This is a genomic window from Bdellovibrio sp., assembly GCF_036384735.1.
Classification (GTDB): domain Bacteria; phylum Bdellovibrionota; class Bdellovibrionia; order Bdellovibrionales; family Bdellovibrionaceae; genus Bdellovibrio.
Genome location: NZ_DASVLT010000034.1, coordinates 1 through 20,341, shown reverse-complemented (window position 1 = coordinate 20,341; position 20,341 = coordinate 1). Strand labels below are relative to the sequence as shown.

The following is a 20,341-nucleotide window of genomic DNA, read 5'->3' as shown; positions in this document are numbered from 1 at the left end:
TTCCATTGGGGATCCACTAATGACACCTGCTTTCTTAGATTTTGCTTCGTAACCAAATCTTAAGAAGATTGTGTAATTAACTGGATCCCTTTTTTCTTAGGTCCTAACGCCTAGCATTCCACCATTAACTGGGAACAACCGTTTTTAAAGCTTCTAAATCCGAAAGCCCGCTTCTGCAACTAAACGAGCTTGCGGGAAAAATTCTTTGGCAAACTTCTTAAAGGGATCACTCATGTCGAGAAAAACATTTCTTACTCTATCTCGATCTGGGCTGGATCAGGGACACACAGAAAACTAAAAATAGAAAGGCCCTTGCTTTGAACAAGGGCCAAAAGACGATTCCTACTTAGTCAAATAGAACATGTATGTTTGACGAGCTCCATTGAACTTCGCCATACAAGCTGGCTTCGTTGTGCTTGTTGTGATCAATGAAGATTGGTAAGTCGCTAGCAACTTGGTGCTGCTGATTTGTTTTACATTCAGACCGCCTACTTCAATCACGTGACAGTTGATCCAAGAGTTTCCATCAACATTGACACCGTCATAACGCTCTTGACGAGTTAACAACGAACCACCGGTACCATCTGGGAATGGATTATAGCGCTCAAAGAACACAAGATTCTGTGGGCGGATGCTATCCACGACTGCAAACGCTGCGGCAGTCGTCGCTGACCAGTCTGTATCGACGCGTGGAAGACATGCATTTGCTTGCTGCATTCCTGAGTTGTAGTAGTAATTAGAGTAACACTGCAATTGCGCGATTTTCAAAGCTTCACTGCTGCCTGAATTCGCGATTGCAGAACAAGCTGTACCACTAGGAATTTGATTGGCAGCCAAGTCATTCCAATTGAAAGAACCTGATGGCTGAACTGCATAATTCGAGTTCACAACGGCCCATTTATTTGAACAAGTCACTGTTTTACTAATTCCGTTAATGCTAACTGTTCCAGTGGCACTTTGAGTTTTGATACCGTTTGAATCAGTTGTTGTATTTCCAAAAGTCAAACCGCTCCAGTCATTCAAATTCACCGGATTACCGCTGCTGTCAGAACAACCTCCGCCAAGGCTGGCTTGATACATGCTGCTGTTATCTGGCCCGCACACCCAGGCATTGACGTAAGTGATATTGCCCGCCGTGATATCATGAGGCGCACAGCTAGGATTCATATTATATTGCAGAGTCGCCGTGCTCATTTCCCAACCATTAGTCAAATTCACAGTTCCTGTTTGATTGGTTATTTTATCTAAAAAGTTAGGAACAGATGTGGCAAAAGTGAATGCCGAGTCTGCGGAACCATTGGCACTGAAATCCACACCTAAATTGGTTTTAATTGCCGATGTCAACCCGATCTTCGATCCGCAAGTTGCAAAGCTGTTTTGTCCTTGCCATACTTGCAATCCATAAACATCAGAGTTATCGACAGTGGAAACGCCTTTCCACAATTTCAAATAAATCGATTGGCCGTTTGGTGGACCATCACAATTATTGTTGTTCGCGCAAGGTCCTTGAGTTCCTTTCGGCAAGCTGAAATCTACACTACTGATAGTCCATGCTCCTGTTGGATCGAACACAGAAGACGTCGTTGTCGGAGCTTGAACGACAGTTGAAATATTTGAGGCCGGAACTGTAACCTCGCCTGCATTAGGATCGAAAGTGATCGTTCCCAAAGAAGCATTGGATTTAAAGGCCGCTGTCGAAGAGACTTGCGCATTTCCACTAAGGTCTTTTTTCGACGAATCGGAAATCATAAAGTCCGCAGCTTTATTGCCACTGCTATCGACAAGGAAGCAGCTAAGAGGTTGTCCCACTGCTCCCGAAATATTCACGCTGAACGAGCCATCTGAATTGACTGAGCCCGTTGCGGTTTGTACAGGTGTCGAAGTCGTAGCACAGCTTACTTTGTACTGAGTTAAATCTACACTTTGTGCTGATACTGACTCTTCGCTCTGGATCACCGGCCCCTGAGCCATGATTTTTTGGCTCTGAGAGCTCACACCTAAACTCAAGACACCAGAGACATTGAGGGCGCTGCCAGCACCCGAACCTGAAGTACATCCCGCCAGGCCCATCCCTGCCAATGAAATAATTAGAGGCAACGTGTTTTTAATATTTTTCATCCTCAATCCTTTGTTAATTGTAGCGGACTCTTAAGTATCGGCACGCCCGATAAAGTCATAAGACTGTTTTTAGCGTTATGAGTTTATTCGAGATATTCGTCTCGATATGACTGAGACATTGATTTCGCTTAATGATGTCCTTGAAATAAAACTAAACAAACCGACACGAGTCCAAGGCAAATAAACAAAAGAACTCAACGAACCTCAAAGGTTCAAAGAGCCCGGAAGAATCTTCACGAGAAACTTGAATTTATTTGATAGGTAGAAATGGTCATCTTAATGTTGCAAAAGAGGCCCCTCGTGAACTTTAAAATAGTTATATCACTCTTGATCCAATTGCTCATCCCTGCTGCAACATTCGCGGCCAGTTTATCAACAAGAGCTCCTATGACGATTATCACAGAAGAGTGGCCTCCGTTTAATTATGTCGAAAATGGAGAGATCAAAGGCTTTGCCACCGAAGTTGTTAAACTCATTATGAAGAGACTGAAGGTCAATTACAGCATTGAGGTTCTGCCCGGTACTCGAGGAGTGAACATCTTAAATAAAGGTCCGCGCACCATGTTCTACTCCTTTATCATGACTCCAGAACGTAAATCGAAATACAAATGGATCGGCCCTTTTGGAGAAGAATCCATTTATTTCTATAAAAGGAGAGGAAGCAATCTAGAGATTAAAACTCTTGAAGATGCAAAAAAGGTTTCTCGCGTCTGCTGTCGAGACATCGGACTCGTATATGATATTTTAAAACACGCGGGGTTTCAGAATCTTGATGTAGGAATGAACCCAGAAGGAATCTATTTAAAAACTATCCGCGGTCGATGTGATCTCGCGATCGGCGAAACTTCATTGGGCGTTGCCTATTGGTTGAAAAAATCAAATATGCCCATCAATTCGCTAGAGCAAACATCGGTCAAGGTCACAGAGACGGCCCTTTACATTGCCGTCAGCAAAGATGTTTCAGATAGTGAGATTTTAAAATGGCAACAGGCGCTTGAAAAAGTGAAGGCCTCTGCCGAGTATGCAAAGCTGCGCCAGATTTATAGGGAACCCTCAAGATAGACTGCCCGGCTCGGGCCGATGCCATGGGGGCGGAGAGGGAGAGGTTCGCCCCCAAGCCTTTAGAAAAATACAGCATCGCCCCCTTCTAATTAATGAAAGTGCCTTGATCTTCAAGTTTTCTGGACTAACTTGGTTTTACCCACTTCAACGGCTGGGTATTCTTCCGAATAGCTTTCGCCAGCTGAACCATAATAAATGACTTTCCGGCTAATAAAGTCAGCGTCGTACCCAACAACACCGGCTTTCCACACGGCCTGAAGAAATTCAGGGAACGTGCTACGCCCCTCCTGGTCAGTTCTTAGTGCCGTAATCAGTGCAGCACGATCAAATTTTGGAATTTCATGGACCCCGGTTACAAGAGGCGCGCCCTGCTGCACGACGGAACCTTCCTTCATCAAATAAACTGACTGACATGATGGTAATGTCCAACGATTCATTTGGACTCCTGCTTGTCGAAGAACCTCAGCAAGAACGGGAAACCCACCAACCTTAGGACGAATCGACATTGCGTATTTTTGGGCTTCCGTCAGCTTCTCTGTTATTTTAGTCATCGGCTTTCTCCTTACTATTCAATAGGGTTTGTATTGAGCTTGTGAGACTCAGCGAGCTTTACAAGAATGCTCACTAAACATTTCCTTTCAGACTGCGAAAGTGGCGAAAAAAAGCTGGCATCATTTTCATCCGCAATGCGGGCCAGCTTTGGCACCAGCTTGACGGCACTTGCAGTCAACTTAATTTCCTGATAGCGACGGTCTCCAGATGATTCTTCCCTTGTAACCAATCCCTTGTGCAAGAGCCGGTCTATGAGTTTAGATACAGCTCCGCGAGTGAGTCCCGTTAATTCAGCCACAACGCTCGGAGATGTTTTTTCGTTGCCCGCATACATCTCTCTGAGAATGACCCATTCCGCCACTGTCACATCGCTTGCAGCGAGCTTCCGCGCAAAGGATTGAGAGACAGCGTTTGAAACCACTCTCAAATGATATCCGATATGAGACTTAAGTTCGCTCGCGTTGAGCTTTTGCCGCTTCTCCATGCCGTACCTCTGAATCTTATGATAGTTTCCTAGGAAACCATTGTCAAGGAATTTAATTAAGCGCTTCATCACGCGACAGATTTATCTTTAAAAGAAAGGATGATACCTAAACCCCACTTTCATGGTCATTTCAATCCTTTTTCGGATAAGCCTTTTCTGGCTTATGGGACTAGCTTGCCATTGTCGCAACAGACAGATAGTTTATCAGGCATGGAGTTTGGAAAGCTATCCTCAGTCGATCATGTAAATTGGACACTGCCTGCGCAAGATTCTTTGTCGCAGGAATTTTTGCTTTCATTAAAACCCGCAACGACGCAGGCGAAGTTTTATATAGGGACTCCTGCCTGGAATCATAAAGAGTGGATCGGCAAGATCTATCCGAAAGCCACGAAACCCGCGGATTTTTTGACCTATTATGCACAGAATTTCAACACTATCGAACTTAATACCACTCATTATCGCATTCCGGATAGCGAGACTGTTTTGAAGTGGCGATCACAGGTGAGTTCTGACTTTGTGTTTTGTCCAAAGGTTTTCCAAGGTATTTCCCATTCCGAGCCAGGGATGTTGGACAAAAAGATTTTGCATGAGTGGTTTGCATTTTTAGATAGACTGAAAGATCACCGTGGACCTTGTTTTATGCAATTGCCTCCGCATTTTGATTACTCTCGTCGAGTCATTTTGCATCGCTTTTTGCAAGAATGGCCGTCTGAATTTGAATTGACCTTAGAGTTTCGTCATCCAAGTTGGTTTGAAGAAGGGAAAATTCTTTCTAAGCTCACTCAATTTCTGCAAACCAAAAAAATCGGACTTGTGATTACCGATGTGGCGGGGCGGCGTGATGTCCTTCATTCATCGATCAGTGCTGACTTTACCATGTTACGATTTATCGGCAACGACCTTCACCCCAGTGATCAGACTCGAGTCCATGACTGGGCTTCACGACTGAGCGAATGGCAGAACTGCGGCCTTAAGCGTGTTTTCTTTTTCGCACACGAACCCGATGATATCAACTCACCAGAATTGGCCGATATCGTCGTGAGAGAGTTAAATACTATTTGCAATGCGGCTTTGAAGCCGATGAATTGGATGGACCTCACGCCAGCTCAAGGTTCGCTGCTATAGCTCAATAAAAGCTACTTTGCGACCTTCGCGCCACAAGTAAAATCCATTTGTGCAGAATATGCGATAAACTTTGGTTCGTCCGAAGGATCTTTTACACAAAGTTTTTCGTTAATAGGTTTCTTTGCTTTTTTCGCTTCTTCAATTCGATAAGCCGTTTTTAAGAACGTTTTAGTTAGGCCTTCTCTGATTCGTTGAACGACCTCTTTGTCTTTATCAACATCGCCAGCTTCATAACCCTTTGAACACATCTCGTCTTTAAAAAGTGATTTGATGTCAGCCTTTTTATTCACCGACAGTAAATAGCTGGAAGCCAAGACTCCGGTACGATCTTCGCCAGTCGTGCAGTGGAAAAAGATTTTTTTATTATTTTTCAGAGCAAGTTTAAGCAAATCAATACCCTGAATGATTTTAGCACAACCGGAAGAGAAGTTTTGGTTGTCCTTCCAATCAAAATTAATATGTGTGACATCATTTTTCTTAAATCCTAGCTCAGCCAGGCCACCCAGTTCGCTTTTGACCTCGCCAGCTTTATCATTTTTAAAAATAATGACTTCTGAAATGCCAAATTTTTTCATCAACTCTAGGTTAAAATGATTCAGAGGGGCACTACCGCGAATGATGGCTCCACCTGTTTTATTTCTGGCGACATAAGACGAATTGGCAATAGGCAAGCCCTTCACATCAGATTCTTTCGGAGATATATGCAAGGTCTTCATACATGATCGCGCGTCTTTAATGACTCCGCTATTTTCAAACAAATCATGATCGGTAAAACCCAGCGTAATATGCGGATAGAAATGCAATGGATCAAACCGGCTGCCGCCGCGTTTCTTATAAAGCTCGGCCACTTTTTTGCGAATATTCAGCAAGTTTTCAGATTCGACAACAATAAAATAGTTTTCCAGAAACTTACCACCATCGATAGCGGTCCCCTTGCCCATGCAAACGGGCTTGTAGACGGATTTCTGTATATCTGATTTCTCTGCTATTTCATTGATTTCCTGAATGGTAACAAATTTCGAAAGATCATCCTTAAACTCGGGTGGAGTAATCACAGTAATATGAGCTTCTCCACGACTTTGTACAGGTCTGTAAGTGAAATGATCGACCTTATCGACGAACTCTTTAAAAGGTCCATAATTGAGAGTCATTGAAAGATAAGGCTCTGCTCCTTCATGTTTAACAAAAGAATTCGTCAGGGTCTTTTCCACAGAAAGATTTTTGATATTCCAGTCTTCATGAGCCCAAGCCAAAAACGGAAAAGAGAACGCTAGTACAAGAACGAATAATTTCTTGGTGGAACCATTCATATATGTTTTCATTCTCTAATCCGTTATCAGTAACTAGTTCTTTTGTTGTTTGAAATGTACGCCCGGAGCCATCGCCATTATGACACTATCGTAAGCAGCTACATTTTCTCTGGTAGCGACCAATTGTTGTTTGGAATTATAAACAAACAAATCGTCTAGATCGCCACCGTCAGAGAGCTCAGACTCTTTGACTTCCAAGGAAAACCACTCGTTGTCGATAAAAACCTGAGCTGTTGTAGAAGATAAAATTTTAATCGTCGAGCACGAAGATTGGTAACCTGCAACTTCCTCAACGGCGTTGTTGGCTGAAACTATCTGAGTGATACACTTCGTCGCTTCCTCTTTAATATCTAACAACAATTCTTTTTTCGCATCAGCTAGCTCTGCGTGAGCAAGGCCGGAGTAAAGAGCAGGAACCAAGAAAAGGCTAATTGCCAAAATTTTGTTTTTCATAAGAACTCCTAAATTAGTATTTAACGCCGTTAAGAATTACGTAGCCCGGTAAATGACCATGAGGGCTTCTGTGAACCCAATGGATGATTCCGCCATCTGGTGACGGAGGATAAGCACCCGTTTGGGCAATCGAAGTGATGTAATCACCACATGCCTCAGCCGTATCGCCCACGTTTGCTGTCGGCATTTGCCCGAAGGACAAGTTGTAAATAACCTCAATATGATCTGTCGGTTGTGGGCCAATCTTCAACGAGAAATGTCTATGTCCAGAATGATCTGGGAAAACCTCATCGACAGTTCCAGAGATACGAGCACGCGCCAAGAATGCATTGGCGGTTGTCGCCTTCCACTGCACAACCTGAGCATTCATTACATCCAGTGGTTGATTGTTACTTCCCAAACACGTCTCATCCACTGAGCCTGGTGCTGTTGGTGTCGGCGCTGGTGATGGTGGATTGACAGCTCCGCCGCCATGATTTCCACTGCCATGTTTAGCATTTGCAGTTAAGACGAATGCTAATGCAGCAAATCCAACGACTAATTTTAAACTCTTCAAATTTCCCCCTAAAAAAGCATGGCGTATTTGCCAGAAGCTCTTCTTAAAATTTGTTAAGTTTCTATATTTTGTATATTGGTGAATGCAATTTCTTTTCTTGCGATGACTGAGATATCAAAATGAAGTAATCCCCGTGCAATACTTGAGCAATGATATCAAGCAACATTCCATTTTCGAATTAAACTTCAATCTGACTGCACAACCAAATCATAAGTTCTTGCAAACTTGATTGTAAATCTGGGAATTGCTCTTTCAACTCAATGAAGGCCTGGCGAATGCTGTCCCCTTTGTATGGCTTTCCACGAAGAGCGATCGTCAACGCCTCAATCAAATGAGGATAGAGGCAGTCGGAAAAAATTTGCAGGTCAGCGATATTGCCTTCATCTACTTTGAAGTGAAAATCAAAGAAGCCCAAAGAAAGATATTCATCCATCTTTTGATTGAACTCGAGGGTATTGCCATACAACCAATCCCAAGAACTGAGGTTTTCAAATTGAGAATTCAATTCTTGATTTTGCTGCAAGCTTTGCATGTTTAGGAATTCTGTTTCGGCTTTGCCGCCGTAGAAATTTTCAAAAGACTTCACCATCGAAGTGACAATTTGATCGTGCTTAATATCTGCCGCAATTTCATTTAAATTCGCGACACGTGCGCGCACGGACTCTTTTCCTTTAGCCTGAAGCTTTTTAGGATTTGGAGTGAGATAATTTCCAAGGCGTGTTAGATCGGCGTGCAAAAGCAAAGTGCCATGATGGAAAGCGCGGTCTTTCTTTTCACGATAAGCACTGCCGCTGAATTTGCGAGGACCGTCGTGGAACGGAATCAAAAGATCGTTACGTCCTGAAGCTTCGCCCTGAATGCCGAACTCTTTAAGCGCATTCAAAATGATCTGGATGTTGTTTTCGCGTTTATAGGATTCCTTCGGCGATAAAAATGTGAAGTTTGTGTTGCCAAGGTCATGGAAGACCGCCCCGCCGCCCGTTGTTCTGCGAGCCAGGTGGACTTGATCTTCTTTCATCTTAGCGAGGTTGCATTCAGACCAGGGGTTTTGATTGCGACCGATAACGACGGTATTGTCGTTTCTCCATAAAAACAGGACCTGCATAGACGGGTCTAAGTTGTGAAAGATCCACTCTTCCGTAGCTAGGTTTAAATGTGGGTTCAGGCTTTCAGAAAGAAAGATTTTTAACTTCGACATGGGAACAATATATACGAAGCCCCTGAATTTGTCATCCTTGGCCCGCCGAAAGCTTGTTATTGACGGGATATTGAATTAGGGTGCGCCATGCTTGAAGTCGGAAAAGTCAATAAACTCAAAATCGTAAAACAAAGTGAGTATGGCCTCTTTTTAGATGGCGAAAATGAGGGTGAAATCCTTCTGCCGCGTCGCTATGTGCCTGAAAACTACACTGTCGGCGACGAGCTTGAAGTTTTTGTTTACGTCGACTCAGAAGATCGCTTGGTGGCAACGACAGAGCGTCCTCTGGCTACGGTGGGCGAGTTTGCAAGTCTGAAGGTCGTTTCACTTTCCCCAGTCGGCGCCTTTCTGGATTGGGGCTTGCCTAAAGATTTGTTCATGCCTTTCAGTGAGCGCACAGAAGCCCTGCGTGTAGGCCAGCTTGCCTTGGTCTATATTTATCTAGATAAAAGTGGTCGCATCTCTGCCTCAATGCGCGTGAACAGGTATATCGATAAAGAACCCGGCGAATATGAAGAAGGCCAAAGTGTCGATCTGATTATTGCGAATAAAAGCAACTTAGGCTTCAACGCCATTATCAATGGCCGCCATCTAGGTGTTTTGTATTCCAATGAAGTTTTCCAACCGCTGAAGTCAGGCCAGCGTGTCGAGGGTTATATCAAAAAAATTCGCCCTGATGGAAAAATCGACCTGGCTCTTCACAAAACTGGTTATGCGGGAACTCCTGAATTGAGTGATAAGATTCTGGCAGTTTTGAAAGAAGAAGGCGGCTATCTTGAAATCAACGACAAGACCTCGGCAGAATTGATTCATCAGTATTTCGGAGTCAGCAAAAAGAAATACAAGATGGCTTTGGGCGGTCTTTATAAGAAGCGCCTTATCACTGTTAGCGATGATGGCATTCGTCTTGTCGGAAATAAAAAAACTAGATTGTTGGGCGACGACTAAACGTCATTTGATCTGTGCACTGCTTGATTAAGAATTTGCCCTGCACCTCTATGGATTTTCCATCTACAAGAATCTTCATCAAAATATTTCGATAAAGGACGTCCTTATCGTTTATCCTTTCCGAGCTGCTGAAGGCTTCAACTGAAAGAGGTTCCATCTGGTGTCCGTCAATCATTTGAATGTCTTGCGAGTCCTGGCACTTCATCACATAGGCTTCAGTCTTAGTGCATTTATCTTTAGGCCACTCGAAGCGCAGATAGTTCGGCAATGTCATTGTTTCAGTTTTTAGATTTGTAGCGAAGGTGAACACCTCACCAACCACTGTGGGCTCGTCGATCATCTCTCGAACCTCCATCGCCAAAGTGGGGGTTTCATCAGAACAGGCTACGAGAAACGTGATATCAGCTCGGGCCCATAGAGAAGATAAACTTGTGAAAATGAAAAACGCTACGAACTTCATAGGTGATCCTTTGTGGTGCAGGCACAATGAATCTCCAGAAGCTTTCTTGTCAACGCAACAACGGTGAGCTTACTTAAGATTAATTTATTCTTTTTTTGTAAAGACCGCGATAATGCCAATATCCAAACGACTGCATGCCTTAAAGACGGGATCGCCCACAGAGGGATCTTTAAGTCTGGCACCGACAGCACAAATGATTTTGTTGCGATGAGTTTGACGGCATAGAAATTCCCCAAATGCTTGATCTGTGATTTCATTTTTTCCAGCGCTTTCATCATAGGCCCATGATGAAAACTGAGCTTTCGCTCCCGTGACTTCGTAGGGGCCTTGCTTTTTGTCTTTCGATCCCACATTTTCAAAGCGTACTTGATGACCTTCAAAAACAAGCGTGAAGACGGAATGGTCAGCATTTTCCAAGCCGCTTTCGTTATAAGCGGTCCCTCGCATCACATTAGGGCAATCACTGTGTTCTACGACGGCGGTGCGTTTCCATTCTCCATTTATTTCTGTAGAGGAAATATCTAAGGCATTCTGCCATTCTTTGTAACCTTGCTCAAAAGTCGTTGTCGCCGTTAATGCCATCGCATGAGGGCCAAACAATAAAGACACTAGGGCTGCTTTCAAGAAAGTGTTCATGGCGGACTCCTTTTCTTTCTTCACGCTACAAACAAAGGCCATTATCACTCAAGCTCGGCGGCAAATAACATTATGTTGCCAGTCATGTTGACCTCACAGGCCCATGCGGCCAAAGTGATTTTATGAAGACATGGGCCTTTGCTTTGTTTTTAGCTCTAGCTTTGCCTTTTGGGGCTTATAGCGCGCCCGAGGCGGCGTTTAATATTATCACCTATTGGCCCTTAGGGTTTCGGGTCGATGAAACTCCCCAAGGAGTTCGCGTTCGCAGGCTTCTTCAAGAAATGCATGCGTTAGGGGCGACGACAGTGATTCTTAACTTTCGAGGCAAAATGATTGGCGGCACAAGTTCTGAAATCAGTCCTGAAGTTCCGCCAGAACTACAAGGCCAAGAAGAAGATCTGATCAAACAAACCGTGCGGTACGCGCGAAGCCTCGGTTTGCAAATTGCCTTTCGCCCAATTCTTTTAGTCGTAGGCCCTAACGGAGAATTCCCCTATGTCGAAAACGGTTTTACATGGTGGCATGGAAATATTCGACCGACAGATCCCGTTACTTGGTTTCAAAAATTTTTGCTTATCACCAACGTTATATGAAATTAGCTAAGACTGTAAATGCTTCTTGGTACTCTATTGGGGCCGAAATGCATTCGATGACCTCGGGCCTTGGCAGTCGCGAACCGACCTGGCGCTTTGGTTATCCCGCGCTGTGGGTTCAGTTTATTCAACAGGCTCGTGCAATCCTTGGCCCAGACATTAAGATCACTTATGGAGTAAATTACACAGATCAATACGTTCTTGAAAACAATGTTAAAACTTGGGGCGGAGAATTTGAGCAGTGGCATCACGATTTGACATTCCAAACCACAACAGACGAAGAGGCTCAGCACCAACAGAACATGTTAAAATTCTGGCGTAGTCTTGATTTTGTGGGCATTGATTTTTACCGAGCTTTGGGAAATTCAACAACAGACTATCCCGCAGATTATGCTTCGCTTGTAACCATGCTTAATACCTTTTCGATTTTTTATGGTCAGTCTTTAAATACTATTATGACAGACATTGATGCGGCAACGGGCACTCACACTCCCCTAGCTCTTCAAGAAGTGGGCTATCGCAGCGTTGATAAATGTTTTGTATCACCCTATCTGTACGAAGACGATAAAGCGCCCATTAATTATGAGCATCAAGCGGCAGCTTGGGACTCGTTGTTGCAAGGAATTTGGTCACCGAATTTTTCATGGCTTCGTGGTGTCGGTATCTGGCAAGTTTTAATGGATGATGACTCAGATCAAACAACGAATGGAGGCTTCTCCCCTTTGGGAAAAGCTCCGACGGAATCTGTTTTGAAAAAATACTTTATCCCAGTGCCAGCTTCTAGTACTCGTGCTTACAAGTGATGACGAGTTGGTTCATGCCATTCACACCAATTTTGCGCCGGAATTAAACGGCCTTCATTAATGAAATCTAAAACTTCGATCACACTTTGACCTACTCCTGCCGCAGAAGCTGGATTTTGTCCTGTCACCAAACGACCGCTTTTAACGACATGACCTGCAAATTTTGGCGCAGTGGTGACGTTGGCTCCCCGTTCTGACAAGCGGGTCTGAAGCAAGAAAGGAACGACTCTTTCCAATCCAACAGCTTCCTCTTCTTCATTAGTAAAACAAGAAACTTCATGACCATGAACAAGAAAACTTCCATCAGCTAAGCGTACATTCACAAGTCCTGAAGTACCGTGGCAAACTGCAGAGACAACACCGTTGTTTTCAAATACGTCTGCTGCAAGTTTTTGTAAATTAAGGTTGTCTGGAAAATCAAACATCGCTCCATGGCCGCCAGAAAAGTAAATGGCTCCATAATCATGACCGTCTACTTGCCAGGGACGAAGTGTGTTTTCGATTTTCGAAAGAAATTCTTCATCATTCATCCAGGTGGCGTTCAATGGATCGTCCATTTTAACACCATCCAAAGGAACCTCGCCCCCAAGGGGACTGATCATATCAACTTCATATCCAGCTCTGATAAATTCGTCATAGGCGTGAGTGATTTCAGAAAGAAATGCTCCCGTGCTGTAACCGCTATCACCCAATTTATTTGTGCTCGTGAGAACAGTCAGAATGCGTTTGGGTCTCATAAGAGCCTCCTTCGGAATTTCACCTGACCCGATTTTCCTGCCATACTTTCCGCTTTACAAATTTGCTGCGGCTCTTATGTGAAGGAACAACTTTAGATTGCGACTTTGGCAGAGTCTGGTATGGTCCACGGCATGGAAGTGATCTATCAAGATGAATATTTTATTGCTGTGAATAAGCCCTCAGGCTATCACGTTCATCCTCCTGAAGATCGCCGCATTCGCGTCCCTAAAGAGAAAATCTGTCTTTATCAAGTTCGTGATCTGATCCATCAAAAGGTTTACCCAGTTCATCGCTTGGATGCGGGAACAAGTGGTGTTTTACTTTTTGCTTTATCGTCAGAGGCGGCTCGGAAAATGTGCACCTTGTTTTCTGAACGACAAACCCAAAAGACTTACCTGGCCGTGGCTCGCGGCTACACCCCCGAATCGCTAGAAATTGAAATTCCGTTAGAATTGGATTCTACTGGTGAACTGGCTGAAGCTCGTACGTCTCTTAAAAGACTGGCAATATTAGAGCTTCCTGTGGCTATTGGGAAAAAATTTCCAACAGCCCGCTATTCACTGATTGAGGTGAAACCCCACACGGGGCGCTATCATCAGATCCGTCGCCATCTGAATAGGATCTCTCACCCGCTATTGGGGGACGCTTATCACGGTGACACTCGTCACAACCAGTTCTTTAGAAATGACTTAAAAATCGAAGGTTTGTGCTTAAAAGCTATTGAGTTGTCTTTCCTTCACCCGTGGCTCAGTAAGCAAGTCACCCTCAAAGCTCCCGACTGTGATAAGTGGAAGAAAATTCAATATATCTTCAATTCTGACCTCTCTGCCGCGGAGCTTTTGAAATCCCTTTGACCCTTAGCGAACGCCGTCGTAAAAATTGCGCCGCTCAGAGGTAAAAATGTCTAGAAATCAAGCTCTCAACAAGCTGCTGGTTGTGTCTGGCCTTCTTCTTATTCTACTCATCACAGTGGAGTCTGAAGCCCAAGTACAAACGCCTTTGAATCACAAGATCGACGTCGAATTGATGCCGACTTTGAAAATGTTGAAAGCTCAAGACACGATCACTTTCCCTAAAGATTCTCCGCGCAAGATCAGCTTTCTGCTGCATAAAAATCTGCACATCAATGTTATTGGTCATGACGATACGTTGGTCGTTTTGCATGCGGCTACTCAAGATGAATCTTATGTCGAGTACGGTTTGACCTTGGGCTCTCAAGATAACAAAGTGACTTTGGCTTACTCGGGAGTGATCTACGATCCGGTGGTCAATGATAACAGTGATGGCTTGATCTCTGCCGACGGGGCCACACTTTTTGGAAGCACCTACTGGTATCCGTCTGTTCTTGATTTACAAAAAAATTTCGAGATTTCTATTCGCGCACCGGCAGACTGGAAAACGCTTTCTCAAGGACAATTGGTCAGCCTTGAAACCCAAGGTGCAACAACTGTGACTCGTTACCGCGAAATCTATCCGCAAGAAGATATCTATTTGGTCGCGGGTCCTTTCAAAAATTATGAAGCAGAAACAAGCTCTGGCAAAACATTGCATGTCCTTCTTCGCAAAGAAGACGCTTCCTTGGCACAAAGCTTTTTGGCTTTGATGCCTGATTATATTCAGCACTATTCAGAAACCATTGCCCCTTATCCTTATTCAAGCTTTTCAGTGGTCGAGAATATGTGGGAAACCGGATTTGGAATGCCTAGCTTTACTTTGCTAGGGCCTACAGTCATCCGTTTGCCTTTCATTTTGAACTCTTCTTTGCCCCATGAGATCTTACACAACTGGTGGGGCAACAGTGTTTACGTCGACTACGCCAATGGAAATTGGAGCGAAGGTTTGACGGTTTATATGGCGGATTATTGGCAGCAAGAAAAGATCAACGCAGATCGTTCTTATCGCATGAAAACTTTAAGCAATTTTGCAGACTTCGTGACGGCCAATCCTGCCGCGGATTTCCCAGTCCGTGAATTCCATGGTCGCCATAACTCAAGCTCTCAAGCTGTGGGCTATGGAAAATCCATGATGTTCTTTCATATGCTCGAATTCCGTTTTGGCAAAGAGGCTTTTCAAAGAGCTCTTCAAAATTTCTATGCACAAAATATTTATAAGCGTGCGACATTCGACGATATCAAAGCAAGTTTCGAAAAAGTGACCGGCCAAGATCTGACAGGATTTTTTACTCAGTGGTTAGATCGCAAAGGGGCCCCTGTAATCGAGCTTGGTGACGTTAAGATTATGCGTTGGCTTGATGGAGCAAACGCCACATCATACGTGTTAAGTCAGAAACAGGATCAACCCTACGAGCTTTCAGTTCCGGTCATTTGGACTTTGGAATCTGGCGAACAGGTCCGCCAACTGGCGAAGCTGACAGAGAAAACTCAGATCTTCACATTGGTGTCTCGCTCTCGACCGGTGAAAATCTCCGTAGACCCTGACTTCCATGTTTTTCGCTCACTTTACACAGAGGAACGTCCTGCCACAGTGTCATCGGTTTTGGGAAATCCATCGCTGCATTTCTATTTCGACGGAAACAACGGCGGCGCTCAACAATTTGTGCAGTCTTGGACAAAAGCTGTGGATGGAAAGACGACTCTGCATAACGTCAGCGATAATTTTGAAATTCCTAAAGAAGGCGCCATTATTCTAGTCGGAGATAACGCGGTCTTTACAAGTTTTATGAAAACTCAACTGGCCGATCAAAATTTCCAATGGAATGGTGATGGATACTCTATCGAAGATCAAACCTTCACTGCCGCTGACACAAGTTCAGTTCTGGTAACACGTCTGCGTAGCAATCCAGAACAACCAGTTATCTGGGTGCGTTGGAGCCGCGATAACAACCCGTCAGAGTGGGCATCTCGCTTAACTCATTACGGAAGTTACGGAATCCTGGTCTTCAAAGGACGACCCGTCGTATTACAATCCACGTGGCCCGTGACGGAATCCCCGCTTCAGCGTAATATGTAAACATTCTGGGACCCCATAGCTCAACTGGATAGAGCATGCGTTTCCTAAACGCCAGATCCCCGTTCAAGTCGGGGTGGGGTCACCATCCCTGCAAGTCCCTTCTTCCGAAACTGCATATATATTTAAATTCATCTGAAATAGTTGGCGATTACGCAAGTCCTCGACGTCAAATTTTCGAATCATGTCTTTCTTGAATTTATTAAACTCTTCCCAAAACTCTGCAAAGTCTTGCTGATTGAGGGGCAAGATAAGACTTAAATAGCGACGCTGATCCTTTGGAAGACTTCGAGCCTCTATGGCCTCACGCAAAGACAGTGCATGATATTCTAATAAATTTCTATCCCCGATGGCTTCAGGAACTTTGAACGATTTTGGCACCGATTTCCACTCTTGATTGGGCTCCTGAGTGGCAAGTTTAATTTTCTCTAGCACCCTCAACGCCTTGTTAATTTCTTCTGGCGATTTGCGCAAAAGAGGCGCCAGATCCTCTGGAGTCTTTCTTACATCCTTAAAACTTAAAAGCGTCTGTAGCTTGGGATAAAGGGTCTCGGAAACGAATTCGCAGTAGTCTTCAATCTCTTGCTGCGAGTGTTCTGACTTTAAAAGATTCATCAGCTCGCGGCCCAAGGCACTTTGTCTTTCTATCGAGCGGGCCCTAGAGTATTGCACAAGAAGATCAAAATACTGGCGCTCGACCCCTTGAAAATTCAGACGTAAAGCTAATTGCCGAGCTGTATCCGAAGTGAGCCCTCTGCGACCAGTGACGATCTGTCTCAAAAAGGAACGATTTTTAAAATCAAGCTCTTGGGCCCAGAGATCGTAGGAAAAAGACACTTCAGTCTGTTTCCGATATTTATAAAGATCGTTCAGATAATGATGAACACTCAGATATTCTAGAAGATTTGGCTTTTTTAGCATGATGCTTTTATATGAACAAAATCACGACTTCTTGTAAAGCGTCTTCCTTGAGTGCAAATGCACACAACTCTTCAATAATTCTTCCAAATTTGGGTTTGGCGTCAACTCTCTCTACAGCTAGCTACAACCTAATGCCTCTAAAGCGGCCACCATATTGCAATCGACTCTATCAACCACCGAGCTTTCCGCGCCCTAGCGATGACCTTGGAGTTCTATTTAAAGGAGTCTTTATGAAAGACATCAAATTTACCTCTGGTGCTCTGATTTTATTCTTTTCCTTGAATACTTTTGCCGGAGTTGGCGAAATTGGCTCTGGTAGCGTCGGAAAAACCGAAATTCCCTCAGCGCGAATGGCTGAATACAAACAAGCTGCCAAATTGGCATTGCAAAAAGCAAACTTGAGTTGTGTCTCTCACAAGGCCGATATTGTTTATCAAGGAACACTTAATGACGTGATCGACCATGCCACTTCTGCAACCCTCGACACATCCGCACAACCCTTGCTAACCTTTTCCGGTATAGGCGACTATAAAATGTCATTGAGTCTTACAACTTCCGCCGATCTCAACACAGTCACCTCTGGTTCCTTTGTGATCAGTGAGCTTGTTCCCGAATACGAAAATCAAGGAGATCTTGCGGCCCCATCCGTATCTTCAAAAAAAGTTTGGGTAGAAAGAACTATCTTAAACTGTAGCAAATAGGAATTATTGTTTATGAAAAAATCATTGCTCCTGTTTATCATCTCTTCGGGAATTTTGTTGGTTCAACAATCTATTGCCAGTCCCTCTTATTATTGGAGATTTAAAAGTTCGCTGGATGCATCTGAAGTTCAGATGCTTTCAGCAGCTGAAGATCTTAAAAATAAAAATGCCGATCCTTCTCAATTCACGGCTCGCCACTTAGTGGGAGTTTATAGAATGCTGAATGTTCCAAATGACCAGCTTCAGAGCTATGGCATTGAACAACGCAATATTGAAAACTATGCGATGGATCCACGTTTTATGGAATATTCGAAGGATTTAGCGGTCGTCGAACAAGAAGGGTCTCTTGCCATAGTGCCGGTCCGTCGGGGCCAAGAGTATCGCGAAATAGGAGTCGGTAATGAAACATTCGTGGATGTTCTGAGTGGCCTAAATTCGAATCAATTACTCTATGTTGATCATGATCTCGAAATGAATAAAGATGTGCTCGGTGACTGTGTATCGACTCCCTACCGAGTTATTGAAGCTGGCACTGCTGAAGGCACCCAAGTGGCTTTGTCCTTCTGCTCAAAAGGTAAAATCATGCGAAAAGAATTTACCTTCAAAAGAGCTGATGGCGAAGTCTTGAACTTTACCTCGTCTCAGATTCGAAGCTATTCTATTTTCTGGACAAAAATTAAATAAGACAAGAGCCTCTCACGCAAGAGAGGCTCTACCGGCCTTCAATTCACAAACTCAACCGCTTTGACCTTAAACCCATAATACGTTCGACTGCCATCGGTTTTAAGACGAATTCTTAAGTGATCGCCTTCGACATAATCTGTCGGGTAATCTTCTAAAGAGCCATCGATTTGTTCTACAACTTGCCCGTCAGGTGTTTCGATGTAGAGGTGATCGCGGTCCCATTCGAGTTCGACTTTTTCTAGACGGACTCGGATATATTTTGCCCCCGGTTTCTGCACGTCAAAATATTGATTCAATCTATTTTCATAGGGATGCCCACTTTCAATAACAAAAGGCTCTGCCTTAAAGGCCTCTTCTTTCACGAAAGGATTCGGTGGAGTAATACCGTTTAATGCATTCCACGCATTCACTCGTCCTTGGCATTTCACCTTATGACGAAACTCTATCAACGGATCACAGGAACCGACGATGTGCTCTTTAATTTGTGACGCTTGCCAATCTGGATGCTCTGCTTTCAACAGGGCCGCGATCCCTGTTACATGAGGAGCCGCCATCGAGGTGCCTGAGCGAATCTTGTATTGCCCTTTCTTATCCGTACTTAAAATATTTTCGCCGGGAGCTGCCACGTCCACTGTGTAAGGTCCTGTGTCGCTCAAATTCCATAGCAGATCGCGATTATTTGACGCCGCCACAGAAATGGTATTGGTCTGTTGAAACGAGGCAGGATAAAGTTTAAAGCCCTCTAAATTCACCCAGCTATTTCCAGCAGCCGCAACCATGACAATCCCTTGCTTTTCAGTCTCTTTAACAAGGTCTTCCAGTATTTGCGATTTTTCGGTCATGGCCCAGCTATTGTTGATGATTTGCGCCTTCATCATAATGGCATAGCTCAAGCCATCAACGACAGATTGCAAGGTGCCGGTGCCACTGGCATCAAGACATTTCACCGGCAATAATGAAACTTTCTGATTGATACCGACAACCGATGAATCTTTCAATGCCATAGCGCCGATGATCCCTGCCACATGAGATCCATGTCCGTTGTCGTCGTTGCTTTTATTGCTACTATTCAAAGTATTAAAACCATGGACATCGTCGATGTAGCCGTTGCCATCATCATCAATTCCATTGTTGCTATTTACACCGGACTCTTTTTCATTGGTAAAAATATTTTCCTGCAAAGCAGGATGAGTCCAATCAATTCCCGTATCGATAGTGGCGACCAAAACATTTCGACTTCCCCGCCAATTCTTTTCCCATACGGGAGCCATATGAATATCTGCCCCGACGACCCCCTCATGACCATCAGAATCTATTTGCCCCTTGTTTACAAAATTCCACTGAAGGTCCGAGGTCTCGTTGAATGGAAGTCGCACAAAACTTTTAACAAGATGAACTTCATAATTTGGCTCCGCATATTTAACCAAGGAATTGGCGCGAAGAGTGGCCAGAGCTGCTCGAATGTCCCTTGGCGAATGCAAACGCAGAAGCTGCATACGTGGAAATCCTTGATTGCCCCGGCTCACCACTTCAGATCGAAATCCCATCGAGTCTAGCGTCAGAATCTGCGACTCTTTCAAATTCAAATCTTTAAATAAGACCAAAATCTCAGAGGTTTGAGCGAAAGAATTGATACTAAAGAATAAGAGTAAAAATAAAATCCATGTCTTCATTCAAGAAGAACATTACGTTTCACTCTTAAAGTAAAACAAATGAATACCGACTGATAAAAATCAGCCTTGGGCAAGCTTTCCGTATTTCTTTAAAACATCGCGAACAGTCATGAAGTTTAGAGGCTTAGAAATATAGTCATTCATACCCACCTGAAAACAACGATCACGTTCGTCCACCATCGCACTGGCGGTCATTGCAATAATGGGAAGGTCTTTAAGGCCAGCTTTTTGACGAATCACCTGCGTCGTCAAGTAGCCATCCATTTCAGGCATATGACAATCCATCAAAATCAGGTCAAAATTCTCCTTCGCAAGAACATCTAAGACCTCGCGACCATTTTCAACCAAGACAATTTCAT

Annotated in this window: 22 protein-coding genes, 1 tRNA gene and 1 pseudogene; 10 read left to right on the top strand and 14 right to left on the bottom strand. The window is 44.1% G+C overall.

Features of this window, described 5'->3' with window-relative positions; all coding sequences use genetic code 11:
- Nucleotides 1-153: 153 nt before the first annotated feature.
- Both VF412_RS20080 and VF412_RS09455 read right to left on the bottom strand, forming a co-directional pair.
- Nucleotides 154-255, bottom strand: a pseudogene (locus VF412_RS20080) (hypothetical protein); the annotation flags it as partial.
- Nucleotides 256-342: 87 nt separating this feature from the next.
- Entirely contained in the window at nucleotides 343-2,118 is a 1,776-nt protein-coding gene (locus VF412_RS09455) for a hypothetical protein (protein ID WP_331338990.1), read from the bottom strand.
- 387 nt (nucleotides 2,119-2,505) lie between these two features.
- On the opposite strand from VF412_RS09455, the gene VF412_RS09450 reads away from it, so the two are divergent.
- Complete coding sequence (locus VF412_RS09450) at nucleotides 2,506-3,180, top strand: ABC transporter substrate-binding protein (RefSeq protein ID WP_331338989.1); 675 nt, start codon at nucleotides 2,506-2,508, stop codon at nucleotides 3,178-3,180.
- A gap of 110 nt (nucleotides 3,181-3,290) precedes the next feature.
- On the opposite strand, the gene VF412_RS09445 is transcribed toward VF412_RS09450, so the two are convergent.
- Nucleotides 3,291-3,731, bottom strand: a complete 441-nt coding sequence (locus tag VF412_RS09445) for a DUF1398 domain-containing protein (protein ID WP_331338988.1) — start codon at nucleotides 3,729-3,731, stop codon at nucleotides 3,291-3,293.
- A 14-nt stretch (nucleotides 3,732-3,745) separates the two neighbouring features.
- The gene (locus tag VF412_RS09440) at nucleotides 3,746-4,216 is read right to left on the bottom strand and encodes a MarR family winged helix-turn-helix transcriptional regulator (protein ID WP_349259002.1); all 471 of its coding nucleotides are present in this window, start codon (nucleotides 4,214-4,216) and stop codon (nucleotides 3,746-3,748) included.
- A 99-nt stretch (nucleotides 4,217-4,315) separates the two neighbouring features.
- Between VF412_RS09440 and VF412_RS09435 the strand changes: the two genes are divergently transcribed.
- The gene (locus VF412_RS09435; protein WP_331338986.1) at nucleotides 4,316-5,341 is read left to right on the top strand and encodes a DUF72 domain-containing protein; all 1,026 of its coding nucleotides are present in this window, start codon (nucleotides 4,316-4,318) and stop codon (nucleotides 5,339-5,341) included.
- Between the two features lie 11 nt (nucleotides 5,342-5,352).
- On the opposite strand, the gene VF412_RS09430 is transcribed toward VF412_RS09435, so the two are convergent.
- The 4 genes from VF412_RS09430 to VF412_RS09415 all read right to left on the bottom strand — a co-directional run bounded on the left by VF412_RS09430 (nucleotide 5,353) and on the right by VF412_RS09415 (nucleotide 8,858).
- Nucleotides 5,353-6,663, bottom strand: a complete 1,311-nt coding sequence (locus VF412_RS09430; RefSeq protein ID WP_331338985.1) for a hypothetical protein — start codon at nucleotides 6,661-6,663, stop codon at nucleotides 5,353-5,355.
- A 21-nt stretch (nucleotides 6,664-6,684) separates the two neighbouring features.
- The gene (locus VF412_RS09425) at nucleotides 6,685-7,104 is read right to left on the bottom strand and encodes a hypothetical protein (protein ID WP_331338984.1); all 420 of its coding nucleotides are present in this window, start codon (nucleotides 7,102-7,104) and stop codon (nucleotides 6,685-6,687) included.
- 13 nt (nucleotides 7,105-7,117) lie between these two features.
- Nucleotides 7,118-7,660, bottom strand: coding sequence for a hypothetical protein (locus VF412_RS09420; protein ID WP_331338983.1), 543 nt, complete (start codon nucleotides 7,658-7,660; stop codon nucleotides 7,118-7,120).
- Nucleotides 7,661-7,838: 178 nt separating this feature from the next.
- The gene (locus VF412_RS09415; protein WP_331338982.1) at nucleotides 7,839-8,858 is read right to left on the bottom strand and encodes a lipoate--protein ligase; all 1,020 of its coding nucleotides are present in this window, start codon (nucleotides 8,856-8,858) and stop codon (nucleotides 7,839-7,841) included.
- A gap of 87 nt (nucleotides 8,859-8,945) precedes the next feature.
- Between VF412_RS09415 and VF412_RS09410 the strand changes: the two genes are divergently transcribed.
- Entirely contained in the window at nucleotides 8,946-9,806 is an 861-nt protein-coding gene (locus tag VF412_RS09410; protein WP_331338981.1) for a CvfB family protein, read from the top strand.
- On the opposite strand, the gene VF412_RS09405 is transcribed toward VF412_RS09410, so the two are convergent.
- Together VF412_RS09405 and VF412_RS09400 are read right to left on the bottom strand one after the other, a co-directional pair.
- Complete coding sequence (locus VF412_RS09405; protein WP_331338980.1) at nucleotides 9,784-10,266, bottom strand: hypothetical protein; 483 nt, start codon at nucleotides 10,264-10,266, stop codon at nucleotides 9,784-9,786. The genes VF412_RS09410 and VF412_RS09405 overlap by 23 nt on opposite strands.
- An 84-nt stretch (nucleotides 10,267-10,350) precedes the next feature.
- Nucleotides 10,351-10,902, bottom strand: coding sequence for a hypothetical protein (locus tag VF412_RS09400; protein ID WP_331338979.1), 552 nt, complete (start codon nucleotides 10,900-10,902; stop codon nucleotides 10,351-10,353).
- 122 nt (nucleotides 10,903-11,024) lie between these two features.
- On the opposite strand from VF412_RS09400, the gene VF412_RS09395 reads away from it, so the two are divergent.
- Nucleotides 11,025-11,495 (top strand): hypothetical protein, encoded by a 471-nt coding sequence (locus tag VF412_RS09395; protein ID WP_331338978.1) that lies wholly within the window; start codon nucleotides 11,025-11,027, stop codon nucleotides 11,493-11,495.
- Nucleotides 11,492-12,298 (top strand): hypothetical protein, encoded by an 807-nt coding sequence (locus tag VF412_RS09390; RefSeq protein ID WP_331338977.1) that lies wholly within the window; start codon nucleotides 11,492-11,494, stop codon nucleotides 12,296-12,298. The genes VF412_RS09395 and VF412_RS09390 overlap by 4 nt, the downstream gene beginning before the upstream one ends.
- Here VF412_RS09390 and VF412_RS09385 read toward each other — a convergent pair.
- Entirely contained in the window at nucleotides 12,289-13,035 is a 747-nt protein-coding gene (locus tag VF412_RS09385) for a type 1 glutamine amidotransferase domain-containing protein (RefSeq protein ID WP_331338976.1), read from the bottom strand. The two genes, VF412_RS09390 and VF412_RS09385, sit on opposite strands and share 10 nt — an antisense overlap.
- 105 nt (nucleotides 13,036-13,140) lie before the next feature.
- Here VF412_RS09385 and VF412_RS09380 point away from each other — a divergent pair, with 105 nt between their 5' ends.
- From VF412_RS09380 to VF412_RS09370, 3 genes are all read left to right on the top strand, one after another.
- Nucleotides 13,141-13,890, top strand: coding sequence for a pseudouridine synthase (locus VF412_RS09380; RefSeq protein ID WP_331338975.1), 750 nt, complete (start codon nucleotides 13,141-13,143; stop codon nucleotides 13,888-13,890).
- Between the two features lie 46 nt (nucleotides 13,891-13,936).
- The gene (locus VF412_RS09375) at nucleotides 13,937-16,006 is read left to right on the top strand and encodes a M1 family metallopeptidase (protein ID WP_331338974.1); all 2,070 of its coding nucleotides are present in this window, start codon (nucleotides 13,937-13,939) and stop codon (nucleotides 16,004-16,006) included.
- A gap of 9 nt (nucleotides 16,007-16,015) precedes the next feature.
- Nucleotides 16,016-16,091 (top strand) — tRNA-Arg (locus tag VF412_RS09370).
- On the opposite strand, the gene VF412_RS09365 is transcribed toward VF412_RS09370, so the two are convergent.
- Nucleotides 16,070-16,924: a TIGR02147 family protein gene (locus VF412_RS09365; protein WP_331338973.1), complete on the bottom strand. Its 855-nt coding sequence runs from the start codon at nucleotides 16,922-16,924 to the stop codon at nucleotides 16,070-16,072. The genes VF412_RS09370 and VF412_RS09365 overlap by 22 nt on opposite strands.
- A gap of 230 nt (nucleotides 16,925-17,154) precedes the next feature.
- On the opposite strand from VF412_RS09365, the gene VF412_RS09360 reads away from it, so the two are divergent.
- A complete protein-coding gene (locus VF412_RS09360) occupies nucleotides 17,155-17,625 on the top strand; it encodes a hypothetical protein (RefSeq protein ID WP_331338972.1) in 471 nt (156 codons plus the stop codon).
- A 12-nt stretch (nucleotides 17,626-17,637) separates the two neighbouring features.
- Nucleotides 17,638-18,309, top strand: coding sequence for a hypothetical protein (locus VF412_RS09355; protein WP_331338971.1), 672 nt, complete (start codon nucleotides 17,638-17,640; stop codon nucleotides 18,307-18,309).
- Nucleotides 18,310-18,347: 38 nt separating this feature from the next.
- Here VF412_RS09355 and VF412_RS09350 read toward each other — a convergent pair whose 3' ends face one another.
- Both VF412_RS09350 and VF412_RS09345 read right to left on the bottom strand, forming a co-directional pair.
- The gene (locus tag VF412_RS09350; protein WP_331338970.1) at nucleotides 18,348-19,982 is read right to left on the bottom strand and encodes a S8 family serine peptidase; all 1,635 of its coding nucleotides are present in this window, start codon (nucleotides 19,980-19,982) and stop codon (nucleotides 18,348-18,350) included.
- 60 nt (nucleotides 19,983-20,042) lie between these two features.
- Nucleotides 20,043-20,341, bottom strand: a 299-nt coding sequence (locus VF412_RS09345) for a response regulator (protein ID WP_331338969.1), incomplete at its 5' end; no start/stop codon positions are given.